Source organism: Actinomadura rugatobispora (genome assembly GCF_055379765.1).
The window spans coordinates 1808761-1824565 of sequence record NZ_AP029191.1 but is presented as its reverse complement, the minus strand read 5'-3'; the positions used below and the strand labels follow the sequence as shown (position 1 = coordinate 1824565).

Here is a 15805-nt window from a genome sequence, read left to right as displayed (position 1 = left end):
CGCACCGCACCGATCCGCCCCGGGGGGCGGAACGAGGTCGCGCCCGGGAACCTGACGGGAGATTGCCCGCATGCTGGAGAACGAAGCAGATTCGGCAGAGGCCGAAGCCACAGAGAACGCGAACGGCACCGCTGAGGAGGTCGCGGCCGGTACGGAGAGCGGCGCGGAGGCGCGCTCGCGCCGCCGTGCCAGCCGGCCCGCCGGCCCGCCCCCGGAGATCGAGGACGCCCCCGCGGTGGTCACCGCTCCGGCCGCCCCGCCGCCCGCGCCCGCCGAGCCCCCCGCGCCCGCCGTGAGCGAGACGGCCGGGGACGACGAGGACGCCGAGGACGAGGCCGAGGGCGAGCAGGGCGCGGGAGAGGCCGCGGCCCCCGCCGCCGCCGAGCCCCCGGCCGAACCCCCCGCCGAGCCCAAGAAGCCCGCGCGCACCCGGACGCGCACCACCTCCCGCGCCACCAGGCCCGCCAAGGCGCCCGAGCCCGAGCAGGAGGCGGAGGCCGCGGCGGCCCCGCAGGCCGCTCCCGCGGAGCCCGCCCCCGCCGAGCCCGTGGCCGCCGAGGCCGCTGAGGCCGTGCCCGCCGAGGCCGCCCCGGAGAAGCCGGCCCGCACCCGCACCCGCCGCCGTGCCGCCGCGCCCCCGGCCACCGGCACCGCTGCCGCCGCCGAGCCCACCGCGGTGCCCGAGACCGGGCAGACGGGTGAGCAGGCCGGTCCGCCGCAGGTCCCCGGCGTGCCCCTCGTCCCCGACCTGGGCCCGGGCGGCGCGCGTACGCCCGAGACCGAGCCCACCACGGCCGGCGGTGGCGTGCCCGGCGTGACCTTCCAGCCGCCGATGGTGGTGTTCCAGCCGCCGCAGCCGGCCGAGACGCCGTCCCGCGCCAAGGACAAGGACCAGGACAAGCAGGAGCGCGAGCGCGAGCGCGAGCACGAGCGCGAGACCGCCAAGTCCGCGGCGGAGGACGAGGAGCTCGAGGACGCCGCGCACGCCGAGCGCGACGAGGACGACGAGTCCGGCGACCGTCCCTCGCGCCGCCGCAGGCGCCGGGGCGGCCGTGGCCGCGGCCGCGGCGGCCGGGACGCCGACGACGACGCCGCCGACGAGACCGAGGCCGAGGAGGCCCGGGACGGCAAGGACGCGTCCGAGAAGGCCGAGAAGGCGGAGAAGGCCGACCGCGCCGAGAAGTCCGACAGGTCCGACAAGTCTGAGAAGACCGAGAAGAAGGGCAGGTCCGGCCGGAGCCGTGCCGAGGGCAAGGACTCGGGCAAGGACGCCGACGACAAGGGCCGCAAGAAGGACGCCAGGTCCGACCGCGACCGGCACGACGAGGACGCCGCCGACGCCGAGTCCGAGACGTCCGCCGACGACGGCGAGGACGGCGGCGACCAGGGCAGCAGCCGTCGCCGGCGCCGTCGCCGCCGCCGCTCCGGGGCCGGTGACGGCGAGCCCGCCACCGTCGACGACCCGCCCAACACCGTCGTGCACGTGCGCGACGCGCGCGCGGTCGAGGACGAGGTCCAGTCCGTCCGCGGCTCCACCCGGCTGGAGGCCAAGAAGCAGCGCCGCCGCGAGGGCCGCGAGCAGGGCCGCCGCCGCCCGCCGGTGATCACCGAGGCGGAGTTCCTGGCCCGCCGCGAGTCGGTGGAGCGGCAGATGGTGGTCCGCCAGGAGGGCGAGCGCACCCAGATCGCCGTGCTCGAGGACGGCGTCCTGGTCGAGCACTACGTCAACCGCGCCACCCACCAGTCGTACGTGGGCAACGTCTACCTCGGCAAGGTGCAGAACGTGCTGCCCTCGATGGAGGCGGCGTTCGTCGACGTCGGCAAGGGCCGCAACGCCGTGCTGTACGCGGGCGAGGTCAACTGGGACGTGGCGGGCCTGGAGGGCCAGCCGCGCCGGATCGAGTCGGCGCTCAAGTCCGGCCAGTCGGTGCTGGTGCAGGTCACCAAGGACCCGGTGGGCCACAAGGGCGCCCGGCTGACCAGCCAGATCTCGCTGCCCGGCCGCTACCTGGTGTACGTGCCGGACGGCTCGATGACCGGCATCAGCCGCAAGCTGCCCGACAAGGAGCGCAGCCGGCTCAAGCAGATCCTCAAGAAGGTCATGCCGGACAACGCCGGGGTGATCGTGCGGACCGCCGCCGAGGGCGCCACCGAGGAGGAGCTGTCGCGGGACGTGTCCCGGCTGGCCGCCCAGTGGAGCAACATCCAGAAGCAGGTCAAGAACGCCTCCGCGCCCTCGCTGCTGTACGGCGAGCCCGACCTGACCATCCGGGTGGTCCGCGACATCTTCAACGAGGACTTCGCCAAGCTGGTGGTGGCCGGTCCCGACGCCTGGGACACGGTGTCGGAGTACGTGGAGTACGTGGCCCCGCACCTGGCCGACCGGGTGGAGCGCTGGACCGACTCCCAGGACGTGCTGTCGGCGTACCGGATCGACGAGCAGATCGCCAAGGCGCTGGACCGCAAGGTGTGGCTGCCCTCCGGCGGCTCGCTGGTGATCGACCGCACCGAGGCCATGACGGTCATCGACGTCAACACCGGCAAGTTCACCGGCCAGGGCGGGAACCTGGAGGAGACGGTCACCCGCAACAACCTGGAGGCGGCCGAGGAGATCGTGCGCCAGCTGCGGCTGCGCGACATCGGCGGCATCGTGGTGATCGACTTCATCGACATGGTGCTGGAGAACAACCGCGACCTGGTGCTGCGCCGGCTGGTGGAGTGCCTGTCGCGGGACCGTACCAAGCACCAGGTGGCCGAGGTGACCTCGCTGGGCCTGGTCCAGATGACCCGCAAGCGGGTGGGCCAGGGGCTGCTGGAGGCGTTCTCGGAGACCTGCGAGTCCTGCAACGGCCGCGGCATCCACGTCCACCTGACGCCGGTCGAGCCCAAGGCCGACAAGGGCGCGGGCGCCGGTGCGGCGGGCGGCGGGCGCCGCCGCAAGCGCAAGGGCGATGTGGAGAAGGCGGTCGAGGAGAAGCTCGCCCAGCACGAGCCCGCCAAGGCGGAGCCCGTCAAGCAGGAGCCGGCCAAGCAGGAGTCCGCCAAGGCGGAGCCCGCGAAGGCGGAGCGTGCCAAGGCGGAGCGTGCCAAGGCGGAGCCGGCCAAGCCGCGGTCCGCCAGGCGGCCCGCCGGACCGCCCGCCTCGGAGCCTGACGAGGCCGAGGGCGCCGAGCCCGTGCCGGCGGCCGTCCAGGAGACGGCCCAGGAGGCCGAGCCTCAGGCGGCCGTGGAGGCGGCCGAGGCCGCCGCGGAGAACGCCGGGACCGCTCCGGGCGCCCTGGAGGCGGTCGAGCCGGTCGAGCCGGTCGTCAACGGCGTGGAGCCGTCCGAGCCCGCCGCCGGCGCCGCCGAGGCGCCCTTCGCGGTCGCGGAGTCCGGTGAGGCGGCCGAGGGCGCGGAGGCTCCGGACTCGGGCGAGGTCTCGGACGACGCCGCCGCGGCGAGCAACGGGCGGCGCCGCCGTACGCGCCGTACCAGGGCCAAGGCCGAGGCGGCTTCCGGCGACGCGGCCGGGGAGTGAACGGCGGGGCGCCCGGGTCCACCCCGGGCGCCCCGGTCGCCGCCCTCCGCGTCGGCGCCGTTCGCGTCCGGTACGGGCGTCCGGTACCCTGAGGTTTCGACGTGCGCGAGCGCGTCATCTCGACCTGCACCACTCGGTGCACGGCTCATCCGCCGGTCACAGCGACCCGGCGGGCAGGCGAGATCCAGCGGAGAGCGCCGGGCGGAGCGGCCCGGCGTGCCGCCCGTGGCCCCGGTGCCGCGGGTAGGCCCCCGCCCGGGGGCTGGAAGACCACGCGCGGGACCGGTTCGCTCCGGAAGCGCGCGCAGACGAGAGGTTTCCGCGGTGTACGCGATTGTCCGCGCAGGCGGCAGGCAGGAGAAGGTGGCCGTCGACGACGTGCTCACCGTCGACAAACTGTCCGGCGAAGAGGGTTCCACCGTCACGTTCCCGGCCGTGCTGGTCGTGGACGGCGACGAGGTCGTCAGCTCCGCCGCCGAGCTCGCCGGGTACCAGGTGACCGCCGAGATCCTCGGCGCGGTCAAGGGCCCCAAGATCAACATCATGCACTACCGGAACAAGACCGGGTACAAGCGGCGGATGGGTCACCGTCAGCCGTACACCGAGGTCAGGATCACCGGTATCGAGGCCGGAAAGTAGCCGGGGAAGTAGAGGAGCGGTCAGATGGCACACAAGAAGGGCGCGTCGTCCAGCCGTAACGGTCGGGACTCCAACGCCAAGCGCCTGGGTGTCAAGCGCTTCGGCGGCCAGGTCGTCAACGCCGGCGAGATCATCGTGCGGCAGCGCGGCACCCACTTCCACCCCGGCCTGAACGTCGGCCGTGGCGGTGACGACACCCTGTTCGCGCTGACCGCGGGGAAGGTCGAGTTCGGCCGTTACCGCGGGCGCAACGCGGTCAGCATCGTCCCGGCGGAGTAGTCCGCCGCAGCGAGACGTTGACACAGGGGCGGACCGGCACGGTCCGCCCCTGTTTCCTGTTCGGAGTGAAGGAGAGATCGTGGCCGCAGGAGCCGGTTCGGGCGCGCAGTTCGTCGACCGGGTGGTGCTGCACGTCGCCGCCGGCAACGGCGGGAACGGGTGTGCCTCGATCCACCGGGAGAAGTTCAAGCCGCTCGGCGGCCCGGACGGCGCGAACGGCGGGCGCGGCGGCGACGTGATCCTCCAGGTCGACGCGAACGCCGCCAGCCTGCTGGAGTACCACCGCCGCCCGCACCGCAGGGCCACCAACGGCCGTCCCGGCCAGGGCGGGCACCGCACCGGCGCGGACGGCGGCGACGTGCTGCTCCCGGTCCCGGACGGGACGGTCGTCAAGGACTCCTCCGGCGCGGTCCTGGCCGACCTGGTGGGGGAGGGCACCCGGTTCGTGATCGCGCGGGGCGGCAAGGGCGGGCTCGGCAACGCCGCGCTGGCCACCGCCAAGCGCAAGGCGCCCGGGTTCGCGCTGCTGGGCGAGCCGGGCGACGAGGGCGAGGTGGTGCTGGAGCTCAAGAGCGTCGCGGACGTGGCGCTGGTCGGCTTCCCCAGCGCGGGCAAGTCCTCGCTGATCGCGGCGGTGTCGGCGGCCAAGCCCAAGATCGCCGACTATCCGTTCACCACGCTGATCCCCAACCTGGGGGTGGTGAGCGCGGGCGACACCACGTTCACGGTCGCGGACGTGCCGGGACTGATCGAGGGCGCCAGCGAGGGCCGCGGCCTGGGCCTGGAGTTCCTGCGGCACATCGAGCGCTCGTCCACGCTGGCGCACGTGCTGGACTGCGCCACGCTCGAGCCGGGCCGCGACCCGGTCAGCGACTTCGAGGTGATCGAGCGGGAGCTGCGCGCCTACGACCGGGTGCTGGGCGACCGTCCGCTGTCGGACCGGCCGCGGATCGTCGTGCTGAACAAGGTGGACGTGCCCGACGGCCGCGACCTCGCCGAGCTGGTGCGGCCGGAGTTCGAGGCGCGCGGGCTGCGGGTGTTCGAGGTCTCGGCGGCCACCCATGAGGGGCTGCGGGAGCTGTCGTTCGCGATGGCGGCGATGGTCGAGGAGTACCGGGCCGCGCTGCCGCCGGCCGAGCCGACCCGGCTGGTGATCCGGCCGGAGCCGGTCGCCGGCGCGCCCGACTTCGAGATCCGCCCGGCGGGCGAGAACACCTACCTGATCACCGGGGAGAAGCCGGTGCGGTGGCTGCGGCAGACCGACTTCACCAACGAGGAGGCCGTGGGCTACCTGGCCGACCGGCTGGCCCGGCTGGGGGTCGAGCAGGCGCTGGCCGAGGCGGGCGCCGCCGCCGGGGCCACCGTCATGATCGGCACGCACGAGGAGTCGATCGTGTTCGACTGGGAGCCGGAGGTGCTCGCGGGCGAGGCCGCCTCCGGGCCGCGGGGCACCGACCGGCGCCTCGACGGCCGCCGCTGACGGCCCGCGACCACCACGCACGATCGCCAGGACGACGCTCCGAGCCACGAGGGAGAGCATGAGCCGCGAACAGGCAGCCGCGACGGCACGGGCGGCCACGACCGCCCCGGACGGCACCGCCCCGGGCGGCGCCGGGGCGACGGCCGCCCCGGAGCGCGCCGCCGTGCGCGACGCGATCGCGGGCGCCCGCCGCATCGTCGTGAAGGCCGGCTCCTCCTCGCTCACCACCCCGCACGGCACCATCGACGCCGACCGGATCGACGCCCTGGTCGACGTGCTGGCCGCCCGCCGCCGGGCCGGCACCGAGATCGTCTTCGTGTCGTCCGGCGCGATCGCCGCCGGGCTCGGCCCGCTCGGGCTGAACCGCCGCCCCGCCGACCTGGCCACCCAGCAGGCCGCGGCCAGCGTCGGGCAGGGGCTGCTGGTGGCCCGCTACACCTCCTCCTTCGCCCGGTACGGGCTGACCGCCGGCCAGGTGCTGCTCACCGCCGACGACATGATCCGCCGCGTCCACCACCGCAACGCCCAGCGGGCCCTGGGCAAGCTGCTCGACCTCGGCATCGTCCCGATCGTCAACGAGAACGACACCGTCGCCACCGACGAGATCAGGTTCGGCGACAACGACCGGCTGGCCGCGCTGGTCGCCCATCTGACCAGGGCCGACGCGCTGATCCTGCTGTCGGACGTGGACGCCCTCTACACCGGCGACCCGAGCCGTCCCGGCGCCCGCCGCATCGCGGACGTGCACGGCCCCGCCGACCTCGCCGGCGTCGAGCTGGGCGGGTCCGGGCGGGTCGGCACCGGCGGCATGATCACCAAGGTGGAGGCGGCCCGGATCGCCGGGATCCCGGTGGTGCTGACCAACGCCGCGTCCGCCGCGCACGCCCTCGCCGGCGCCCCGGTCGGCACCTGCTTCCACCCCGGCGACGGCCGCCGGCTGTCCACCCGGCACCTGTGGCTGGCGCACGCCACCACAGGCCAGGGCCGTGTCATGCTGGACGCGGGCGCGGTCGACGCGGTCGTCATGCGCCGCAAGTCGCTGCTCCCCGCCGGGGTGACCGGCGTCCAGGGCGACTTCGCGGCCGGCGACCCGGTCGACCTGTGCGGCGCGGACGGCGTGGTCGTGGCCCGCGGCCTGATCAACTACGACGCGGGCGAGATCCCCGACCTGATGGGCCGCTCCACCCGCTGGCTGGCGCGCGAGCTGGGCCCCGAGTACGAGCGCGAGATCATCCACCGCGACGATCTGGTGATCCTGACCACCGGGCGATCCGACCACGGACCGGCCTGACCACGAACGAGCGAGGCGGAAGGAGCCGGCGATGGGCGGCGAGCAGGACCGGGAACGCGAGGAGTTCCTGCGGGTGGCACGGCGTGCCAGGGAGGCGGCCGCCGGGCTGGCGCCGCTGCCGCGGGCGGCCAAGGACGCCGCGCTGCACGCGATCGCCGACGCGCTGACCGCCGCCGCGCCGGAGATCGTCAAGGCCAACGAGGCCGACGTGGAGCGGGCCCGCGAGTCCGGCACCTCCGAGCACATGATCGACCGGCTGAGCCTGACGGTGGAGCGGATCGCGGGGATCGCCGACGCCGTCCGCAAGGTCGCCGCGCTGCCCGACCCGGTCGGCGAGACGGTGCGCGGGAACGTGCTGCCCAACGGCCTCGACCTGCGGCAGATCCGGGTGCCGCTGGGCGTGGTCGGGATCATCTACGAGGGCCGTCCCAACGTGACCGTCGACGCCGCCGCGCTCTGCCTCAAGAGCGGGAACGTGGCGATGCTGCGCGGGTCGTCGTCGGCCTACGAGTCCAACACCGTCCTGGTCGGCGTCATGCAGGCCGCGCTGGCGGGCACCGCCGTCCCGGCGGACGCGGTGCAGCTGGTGCCGGGCACCAGCCGCGAGTCCGTCAAGCACCTGATGCGCGCCCGCGGCCTGGTGGACGTGCTGATCCCGCGCGGCGGCGCGTCCCTGATCAACTCGGTGGTGGAGGAGTCCACGGTGCCGGTGATCGAGACCGGCGTGGGCAACTGCGCGGTGTACGTGGACGCCGCCGCCGACGTGGACCTGGCCGTGAAGATCCTGGTCAACGCCAAGACGCAGCGGCCGTCGGTGTGCAACGCCGCCGAGACCGTGCTGGTGCACGAGGGCATCGCCGACGCGTTCCTGCCCAAGGCCCTGGCGGCGCTGCGCGGGGCGGGCGTGACGGTGCACGGCGACGAGGCCGTCCGGGCCCACGACGTCGCCGGCGAGGTCGTCGAGGCCACCGAGGACGACTATTACGCCGAGTACCTCTCGCTCGACATCGCCGCCCGCGTCGTCGGCACCCTGGACGAGGCGGTCGCGCACATCCGCACCTACGGGTCGGGCCACACCGAGGCCATCGTGACCACCTCGCAGGCCGCCGCGAAGCGGTTCGTGGCGCTGGTCGACTCGGCCGCGGTGATGGTGAACGCCTCCACCCGCTTCACCGACGGCGAGGAGTTCGGCTTCGGCGCCGAGATCGGCATCTCGACCCAGAAGCTGCACGCCCGCGGCCCGATGGGCCTCCCCGAGCTGACCTCCACCAAGTACGTCGTCACCGGCGAAGGCCACCTCAAGGGCCAGACTGTGTTTTAGAGTCCCGGCCTACGGGGCTCGCCTGGCGGCTCGCCCCTAACCGGGCCTTGGCGAGCGCGGCATCGCTTCGCGATCTGCCCGGTGAGGCTTGCCTCCGGCTTCGCCTCACCGGGCAGGTAACGCGCTCGCGCGACGGGCGGGGTACGGCTCAAAGCCCGCGCCCGGCCGCGCGGTCGTTCAGTTGGAGTTGCTCGTGGTGGTGCCGCCGTCGCGGCGGGACAGGCGGTCGAACAGGCCGCCCGCCGCGGACGCCGCGCCCTCGGCCACGTCGCGGACCTTGCCGATGAACGGGTCGGCGCTGCGCTCCCACGACTCCTTGTAGGCCGAGGCGGCGGCGCGGGCCTCGTCGGTGACCTTGGCGCTGCCGTCGTCGGCGCGGCGGGCGTAGTCGCCGCCGAGGATCCGCTCGTACTCGCCGCTCTTGGCCCACCGGTCGATCTCGGCGAAACGGATCACCGCGTACGGGTGGGTCTGCGGCAGCAGGTTGAGGAACTTCAGCAGCCCGTCGCGCACGTCGCCGGCCGCGTCGTACTCGCGGGCCTGCGCCAGGAACGCCTCGCTGCTCATCTCCGACAGCCGGGTGCCGCCGGCCAGCTTCATCATCGTGCGCTTGGCCGCGTCCAGGTCCTGGCCGGCCAGCAGCCCGGCCCGGTCGGAGGACAGCTCGGCCTTGCGGAACCACTCCTTCAGCCCGATGATGATCGCCCCGATGGCGATGTTGCCCAGCGGCAGCCAGGCCAGCCGGGTGCCGAGCTGGATCAGGATCTGCATCATCGTCTGGTAGACGGCGTGCCCCGACAGGATGTGGCCGACCTCGTGGCCGACCACGAACCGGAGCTCCTCGTCGTCCAGCAGGTCGATCAGGCCCGTGTTGATCACGATGAAGGGGTGGTCGGAGCCCAGCGCCATCGCGTTCGGCGTCGGGGACTGCCGCACGTACACCTCGGGGACCTCGGGCATGTCCAGGATGTAGGCGGCGTCGCGGACCATGTCGTGCAGGTGGTGGAACTGGCCCTCGCCGACCCGCACGGTGCCGCCCAGGAACATCAGCCGCAGCGCGCGCTCGTTGAACAGGCCCGAAAGACGCCGCAGCACGACGTCGAACCCGGTCAGCGAACGCAGCGCGACCAGCGCCGACCGGTCCGCGGGATGTTCGTAGGCGCGCGAGCTGATCCCCGGGAATCGGGTGCGTGCCCGGTCCGGTGTGTTCGTCGTCATGGGGTGCGCGGCGCGCCCGTCCCGGAAAATCCCCCGTCGGCGATCGCCGCTCCCTCCCTTCCTTCGGGTGTCGGCCGTGCCCCGACCTCGTTCGGATCCTGGTCACGATGTTCCCGGATCAGGACCGGCATGGTAAGTCCGACGAACCGGTCGAGTCCAAGGTTCCCCGCCGCGCGCCGCCGACCGGCTCCGGTCCGTCGCCCCGACCCCTCGTCCCGGAGGGGGCCCGTGCGGCAGAGTGGTGGCGTCCGGCCGCGGGGATGGTCGTTTCCGGGGCGGATCGGGGCGGCCGTCTCGGGGGAGAGCGAGAACTTACCAGGTCATCGGGGGCGCGAGGAGGCGCGATGTTCGATCCGAAGGCCGAGGCGATGTCCCGGGACGAGCGGGCGGCGCTGCAGCGCCACCGGCTGTGGGGACTGGTCGACCGGCTGCTGGTCGCGGGCGGCGTGCAGGCCGACCGGCTCCGCGAGGCGGGGGTCAAGGGCGGCGCCGACGTCACCCTCGCCGAACTGCACACGCTGCCGTTCACCACCAAGCAGGACCTCTGGGACGCCTACCCGCTGGGGATGCTCGCCGTCCCGCAGGACCGGGTGGTCGCCGTGCACGGCTCCAGCGGGACGCAGGGCAGGCCCACCCTCGTCGCCTACACCAAGGCAGACCTGGACCTGTGGGCCGGCATGTGCGCGCGGTCGCTGTCCTGCGCGGGCGCGTCCGCCGAGAGCGTCGTCCACAACGCCTACGGGTACGGCCTGTTCACCGGCGGCATCGGCGTCCACCAGGGCGCCGTGGCGCTGGGCGCCGCCGTGGTGCCGATGTCGGGCGGGATGACCGAGCGGCAGCTCCGGATGATCGCCGACCTGCGGCCCGACGTGCTGGCCTGCACGCCCGCGTACGCGCTGCGGCTGGGCGAGGCGGCCGCCGAGACCGGGACGGACGTCTCCTCGCTCAGGGCGGGGCTGTTCGGCGCCGAGCCCTGGTCCGAGGAACTGCGGACGGCGATCGAGAACGTGCTGCCGATCAAGGCGATGGACATCTACGGCCTGTCGGAGGTGATCGGGCCGGGCGTCGCCACCGAGTGCCTGGAGCAGAACGGCCTGCACGTCAACGAGGACCACTTCATCGTCGAGGCGGTCGATCCCGCGACCGGCGACCCGGTGGAGGAGGGCGAACCGGGCGAGCTGGTCTTCAGCACGCCCACCAAGCAGGCCCTGCCGCTGCTGCGCTACCGCACCGGCGACATCGCCGCGCTCTCGCACGGCGAGTGCGACTGCGGGCGGACCCTGGTCCGGATGAGCAGGATCCGCGGCCGGGTGGACGACATGCTGGTGATCCGCGGCGTCAACCTGTACCCGGGCGAGGTCGAGCGCGTCCTGCTCGGCTCCGGACTGGTCGTCCCCCACTACCAGCTGGTCGTGGACCGCCGGAAGCCCGACGTCCGCCTCGTGGTCGCCTGCGAGGCCGCCGAAGCCACCGAGGACGGCCCCGCGGAGGAGCTCACCCGGGCGCTGCGCGCCGATCTCGGCCTGCACGCCGAGGTGCGGGTGCTGCCCGCCGGGACCGTCCCGCGCGTCGAGGTCGGCAAGGCGGTACGCGTCGTGACCTGGGAATCGGGCCCGGCCCCGCTGCCCGGCCTGGACTGACCGGCGCCCCCGATCACCGCCGCGGGGGCGGTGGTCGGGGGCCACCGGCCCGCTGGCTATTCTCGTCGTCATGACGCAAAAGCGACGGTTGGGGATCATGGGCGGTACGTTCGACCCGATCCACCACGGCCACCTGGTGGCCGCCAGCGAGGTCGCCCACGTCTTCTCGCTGGACGAGGTCGTGTTCGTGCCCACCGGCCTGTCCTCCCACAAGGGGGAGCGCCGCGTCGCCGCCGCCGAGGACCGCTACCTCATGGCCGTGATCGCCACCGCGTCCAACCCCCGCTTCTCGGTCAGCCGCATCGACATCGACCGCCCCGGCCCCACCTACACCGTCGACACCCTCCGCGACATGCGCGAGCTGCACGGCCCCGACACCGAGTTCTTCTTCATCACCGGCGCCGACGCCCTCGGCAAGATGCTCACCTGGCACGACACCGACGAGCTCTTCGAACTCGCCCACTTCATCGGCTGCACCAGGCCCGGCCACCGCCTCGCCGACCCCGGCCTCCCCAACGGCCGCGTCAGCCTGATGGAGGTCCCCGCCCTGTCGATCTCCTCCACCGAATGCCGCGACCGTGTCCGCGCCGGAGAGCCCATCTGGTACCTCGTCCCGGACGGGATCGTCCAGTACATCAACAAACGCGTCCTCTACCGCGACCAAGCCGCCTGACCTGGTGCTGAGCGCCGTGCGGCGGCCGTACCGGCGGGTCGCGGCGGGGCCATACCCTGGAACGGACAGGACGGCGCCGTACCCGGTCGAAAAGGGCGCGGTGGGTGAACGCCGACGAAAAGGGGCCCGCCCCTTTCCGAAGCCCGTGAGAAGCTGGTTCCGGGAAGAGATGCCTACAGGGAGGATCGCGAGCGCATCGTGACCGCATCCGACAGGGCCGTGCAGCTGGTCCGCCTCGCCGCCGAGGCGGCGAGCGACAAGCTGGCCGACGACATTCTTGCCTATGACGTGAGCGAGCAGCTCGTCATCACCGACGCCTTCGTGCTCTGCTCGGCGCCCAGCGACCGGCAGGTCCGCGCCATCGTCGACGAGATCGAGAAGCGGCTCCGCGAGGAGGCCGACGCCAAGCCCGTCCGCCGCGAAGGCGAGCGGGAGGGCCGCTGGGTGCTGCTCGACTACGCCGAGATCATCGTGCACATCCAGCACGAGGAGGACAGGATCTTCTACGCCCTCGAACGGCTGTGGAAGGACTGCCCGCTGATCGGGCTCCCCGAGGCCGTCAACGCCCACTCGGCGCAGCGCCGCCGCACCGTCGGGAGCGCCAGTGAATGACCGCGTGCCGGGCAAGCGCCGCATCGTCCTCTGGCGCCACGGCCAGACCTCCTGGAACGTCGAACGCCGCTTCCAGGGCAAGACCGACATCCCCCTGGACGAGACCGGCGTCCAGCAGGCCCACCGCGCCGCCCGGCTCCTCGCCGCGCTGAGCCCCACCGCCCTGCTCGCCTCCCCCCTCCAGCGCGCCGCCGACACCGCCCAGGCGCTCGCCGACGTCACCGGCCTCCCCATCCGCCACGACCGCGACCTCATCGAACGCGACGGCGGCGCCTGGGAGGGCCTCACCAACCTGGAGATCCGCGAACGCTACCCGGCCGAGTACGCCGCCTGGCAGCCCCCCGGCGGCGAGACCAGCCTCCAGGTCGCCAAACGCGTCGGCGCCGCCCTCGACCGCGCCCTCGACGACCTGCCGCCCGACGGCCTCCTCGTCGTCGCCTCCCACGGCGCCGCCCTCCGCCTCGGCATGTCCCACCTCCTCGGCCTCCCCGAAGAGGTCTGGGAACGCCTCGGCGGCCTCTCCAACTGCTGCTGGTCCGTCCTCGGCGAAATGCGAGGTGGGGGTGGGTCCCCCGAAGGGGGACGGAATGAACGCAGCGGAGGGTGGCGGCTCGTCGAGCACAACGCCGGAACCCTCCCCGAACCCGTCCTCAGCGACGACCGCGTCGAGAACGGCGCCTGACCCCCCGGCAAACCGATTCGAGTACCACGGCCCAGTCCTATACACTGGCCAAGCGCTGCGGGATGAACGTCCACGCAGTCGCGCGGGGCTATGGCGCAGTTGGTAGCGCGCCTCCATGGCATGGAGGAGGTCTGGGGTTCGAATCCCCATAGCTCCACTCGTAGGTGGGAGGAGTGTGGTCGCGGCTGACGCCGCTTCCCCGCTCCTCCTCGTCGTGTTTATCGGGGGGGCGACCCCCCGAGCCCCCCGATGTGGGGGCTTCGCCCCCACGCCCCCTTGTGCGTGGTTGCGGTTGTTGGGGGTTTCTCCTTGTTGTGTTCTTTGGGGGCTTCGCCCCCAGGTGCCCCTGGCGGTTCTTGGGTGGGGTTTCGGATTAGGGTGCTCGGATGGTGAGCCTCTTGGGGTGTTCGGTGCTGCGGATCGAGCAGCGGTCATCGCAGCTGGAGTACGGGATCAGCGACGAGTCCGGGCAGGTGCTGGGGCAGGCGGTGCAGGTGGCCGGGCCCAAGCCGCGCAAGGGCTTGATCGCGATGTTCGGCGGCTCGGGGCTGGGCGGGGCCCGGGTGGTCGTCCAGGTCGAGGGGGCGGACGGGGGCGTTCTCTTCTACGTCGATCGCCAGGACGGGGCGCCGGTCGCGATCGTGGGGGCCGATGGAGTGGTGATCGGGCGGTTCGTCGACGATCCGGCCGGGGCGGCGAAGTATCTGGTGGAGCGCAAGCCGGGGCTGGTGCACCGGCTCCTGGACGTGCGGGACCGGACCGTGGGCGAGGTCGACTGGGAGATGAAGCGGCGGTCCAGCGAGGAAGCGGTGAGCGTGGTGCCGGTCGGTGGTGTCTGCACCGATCTGGAGGGGCGGCGGGTGGCGGAGATCGAGGTGCGCGAGGCCACCTTCAAGGACCGGTACACGCTGCGGTTGGAGGGGGAGCCGGCCGAGCCCCTGCGGACGCTGGTCCTGGCCACGCCGCTGGCTCTCGACCTGACCCGGAGCTGACATGGAACTCATGGCCTGGACGGTGGACGAGCCCCAGCTGCGGCGGGACTACGTCATCCATGATCGGGGCGTGGTCTTCGCGCGGGTGGAGAGGGTGCCCGCGCCGGATGACGGGTTGATGTTCTACCCGAACCCGCATGCCCGTTATGACGAGACGCGGGTGGTGGTCGGTGCGTCGGATTCTGAGGGCCGGCCTTGGTTCTCTGTGGATCGGACGAATGATCCGATGCGGCCGCAGCCCGCGCTTGTGGTCGGGGGTGATGGGGCTCAGCTCGGGGCGATCGCCGTGCATGTGGGTGGGGTGAAGGGGACGCTCGGGCTGTCGGGCGGGGAGAGCAGCGGGGGCTATGCGGTTCGGGACGCTCAGGGCGAGGAGGTTGCCTTCTTACTGATGCCGGGGGTGGATGCGGCTTTGCAGGAAGGGACTGTGGTGGACGCCTCCGGGGACGTCATTGGGCGGTTCTCGGTTGGGGTTTCTGTGTACGAGGAGAGGCGGCGCCGGTACGGCGTGCGTCTTGAGCATGCCGTACCGGAGCCGTTGCAGACGCTTCTGGTCGCCTCGCTGATCGGTGTTGAGCTGATGATTCCGTTCTAGGTGCCCGACCAGTTCGGGGCGCGCTTCTCGATGAAGGCCTTCGCGCCTTCCTTGGCGTCGGCGGAGTTGCGGACGGGGGTGGTGTACTCCTCCTGGCGGTCGAACGCTTCGTCCTGGGACCAGTCGGAGGAGCGGGAGAGCACCTGCTTGGACGCCGCCAGGGCCAGGGGCGCGTTGGCGGCGATCTCGTCGGCCAGCTTCAGGGCTTCCTCCAGGGCGGACCCTGGAGATGTCAGGCGGTTGACCAGGTGGACTTCGGCGGCTTCCCGGGCGGGCCACATGCGGCCGGTGAGGACGAGGTCCATGGCCAGGTGGTAGGGGATGCGGTGCTGGAGGCGGAGCAGGCCGCCGGCGGCGGCGCAGAGGCCCCGCTTCACTTCGGGGAGGCCGAACTTGGCGTTGTCGGCGGCGACGATCAGGTCGCAGGACAGGACGATCTCGAAGCCGCCGGCCAGGGCGTAGCCCTCCACGGCCGCGATCAGCGGCTTGGCGGGGGGCTCTTTCACCAGGCCGGCGAAGCCGCGGCCCTCGACGATGGGGCGCTCGCCCCGGGCGAAGCCCTTGAGGTCCATTCCGGCGCAGAAGGTGCCGCCCGCGCCGGTGATCACGGCGACGCTGAGGTCGGGGCGGGAGTCGAGGGTGTCCAGGGCCGCGGCGATCTGGTGGGCCATGGCCAACGACATCGCGTTCTTGGCGTCCGGGCGGTTCATGGTGAGGACGAGGACGCGGCCGCGTTCCTCGACGATCAGGTCGTCGCTCATGGGGTCTCCTTCAGCACGGATGGCGCCGTCGAGCCGGATGGTCTCGCCGTTGAGCATCGTCTTCTCGATGATCTGCAGGGCGAGGGCAGCGTACTCGGCGGG

14 protein-coding genes and 1 tRNA gene are annotated in these 15805 nt (G+C 73.0%); 13 read left to right on the top strand and 2 right to left on the bottom strand.

All coding sequences use genetic code 11. From position 1 onward, the window contains the following. The first annotated feature begins 70 nt into the window (after nucleotides 1–70). The 6 genes from ACZ466_RS07550 (at nucleotide 71) to ACZ466_RS07525 (ending at nucleotide 8530) form a co-directional block, all read left to right on the top strand. Nucleotides 71–3520: an Rne/Rng family ribonuclease gene (locus ACZ466_RS07550; RefSeq protein WP_464043069.1), complete on the top strand. Its 3450-nt coding sequence runs from the start codon at nucleotides 71–73 to the stop codon at nucleotides 3518–3520. A gap of 324 nt (nucleotides 3521–3844) precedes the next feature. Beyond that, nucleotides 3845–4159, top strand: coding sequence for a 50S ribosomal protein L21 (gene rplU / locus ACZ466_RS07545; RefSeq protein ID WP_378291285.1), 315 nt, complete (start codon nucleotides 3845–3847; stop codon nucleotides 4157–4159). 24 nt (nucleotides 4160–4183) lie between these two features. Next, nucleotides 4184–4438, top strand: coding sequence for a 50S ribosomal protein L27 (gene rpmA / locus ACZ466_RS07540; RefSeq protein ID WP_378291283.1), 255 nt, complete (start codon nucleotides 4184–4186; stop codon nucleotides 4436–4438). A 79-nt stretch (nucleotides 4439–4517) separates the two neighbouring features. Beyond that, a complete protein-coding gene (gene obgE, locus ACZ466_RS07535; protein WP_378291281.1) occupies nucleotides 4518–5918 on the top strand; it encodes a GTPase ObgE in 1401 nt (466 codons plus the stop codon). A gap of 58 nt (nucleotides 5919–5976) precedes the next feature. Further along, entirely contained in the window at nucleotides 5977–7209 is a 1233-nt protein-coding gene (proB, locus tag ACZ466_RS07530; RefSeq protein WP_378291279.1) for a glutamate 5-kinase, read from the top strand. Nucleotides 7210–7240: 31 nt separating this feature from the next. Then, nucleotides 7241–8530, top strand: coding sequence for a glutamate-5-semialdehyde dehydrogenase (locus ACZ466_RS07525; RefSeq protein WP_378291277.1), 1290 nt, complete (start codon nucleotides 7241–7243; stop codon nucleotides 8528–8530). A gap of 177 nt (nucleotides 8531–8707) precedes the next feature. On the opposite strand, the gene ACZ466_RS07520 is transcribed toward ACZ466_RS07525, so the two are convergent. Then, complete coding sequence (locus ACZ466_RS07520; RefSeq protein WP_378291275.1) at nucleotides 8708–9748, bottom strand: M48 family metallopeptidase; 1041 nt, start codon at nucleotides 9746–9748, stop codon at nucleotides 8708–8710. Between the two features lie 344 nt (nucleotides 9749–10092). Between ACZ466_RS07520 and ACZ466_RS07515 the strand changes: the two genes are divergently transcribed. The 7 genes from ACZ466_RS07515 (at nucleotide 10093) to ACZ466_RS07485 (ending at nucleotide 14942) form a co-directional block, all read left to right on the top strand. Then, nucleotides 10093–11388 carry a phenylacetate--CoA ligase family protein gene (locus tag ACZ466_RS07515; RefSeq protein WP_378291273.1) on the top strand — a complete coding sequence of 432 codons (1296 nt, stop codon included), beginning with the start codon at nucleotides 10093–10095 and terminating at the stop codon, nucleotides 11386–11388. Nucleotides 11389–11458: 70 nt separating this feature from the next. Next, nucleotides 11459–12061 (top strand): nicotinate-nucleotide adenylyltransferase, encoded by a 603-nt coding sequence (gene nadD, locus ACZ466_RS07510; protein WP_378291271.1) that lies wholly within the window; start codon nucleotides 11459–11461, stop codon nucleotides 12059–12061. 198 nt (nucleotides 12062–12259) lie between these two features. Then, on the top strand, nucleotides 12260–12673 hold the full coding sequence (gene rsfS, locus ACZ466_RS07505; RefSeq protein ID WP_378291269.1) for a ribosome silencing factor: 414 nt from the start codon (nucleotides 12260–12262) through the stop codon (nucleotides 12671–12673). After that, on the top strand, nucleotides 12666–13355 hold the full coding sequence (locus ACZ466_RS07500; protein ID WP_378291267.1) for a histidine phosphatase family protein: 690 nt from the start codon (nucleotides 12666–12668) through the stop codon (nucleotides 13353–13355). The genes rsfS and ACZ466_RS07500 overlap by 8 nt, the downstream gene beginning before the upstream one ends. Before the next feature lie 84 nt (nucleotides 13356–13439). Further along, nucleotides 13440–13512: transfer RNA gene (locus tag ACZ466_RS07495), tRNA-Ala, on the top strand. Between the two features lie 229 nt (nucleotides 13513–13741). Then, nucleotides 13742–14347 carry a hypothetical protein gene (locus ACZ466_RS07490; protein WP_378291265.1) on the top strand — a complete coding sequence of 202 codons (606 nt, stop codon included), beginning with the start codon at nucleotides 13742–13744 and terminating at the stop codon, nucleotides 14345–14347. A gap of 1 nt (nucleotide 14348) precedes the next feature. After that, on the top strand, nucleotides 14349–14942 hold the full coding sequence (locus ACZ466_RS07485) for a hypothetical protein (RefSeq protein WP_378291263.1): 594 nt from the start codon (nucleotides 14349–14351) through the stop codon (nucleotides 14940–14942). On the opposite strand, the gene ACZ466_RS07480 is transcribed toward ACZ466_RS07485, so the two are convergent. Continuing rightward, complete coding sequence (locus ACZ466_RS07480) at nucleotides 14939–15703, bottom strand: crotonase/enoyl-CoA hydratase family protein (protein WP_378291307.1); 765 nt, start codon at nucleotides 15701–15703, stop codon at nucleotides 14939–14941. The two genes, ACZ466_RS07485 and ACZ466_RS07480, sit on opposite strands and share 4 nt — an antisense overlap. Between the last annotated feature and the right edge of the window lie 102 nt (nucleotides 15704–15805).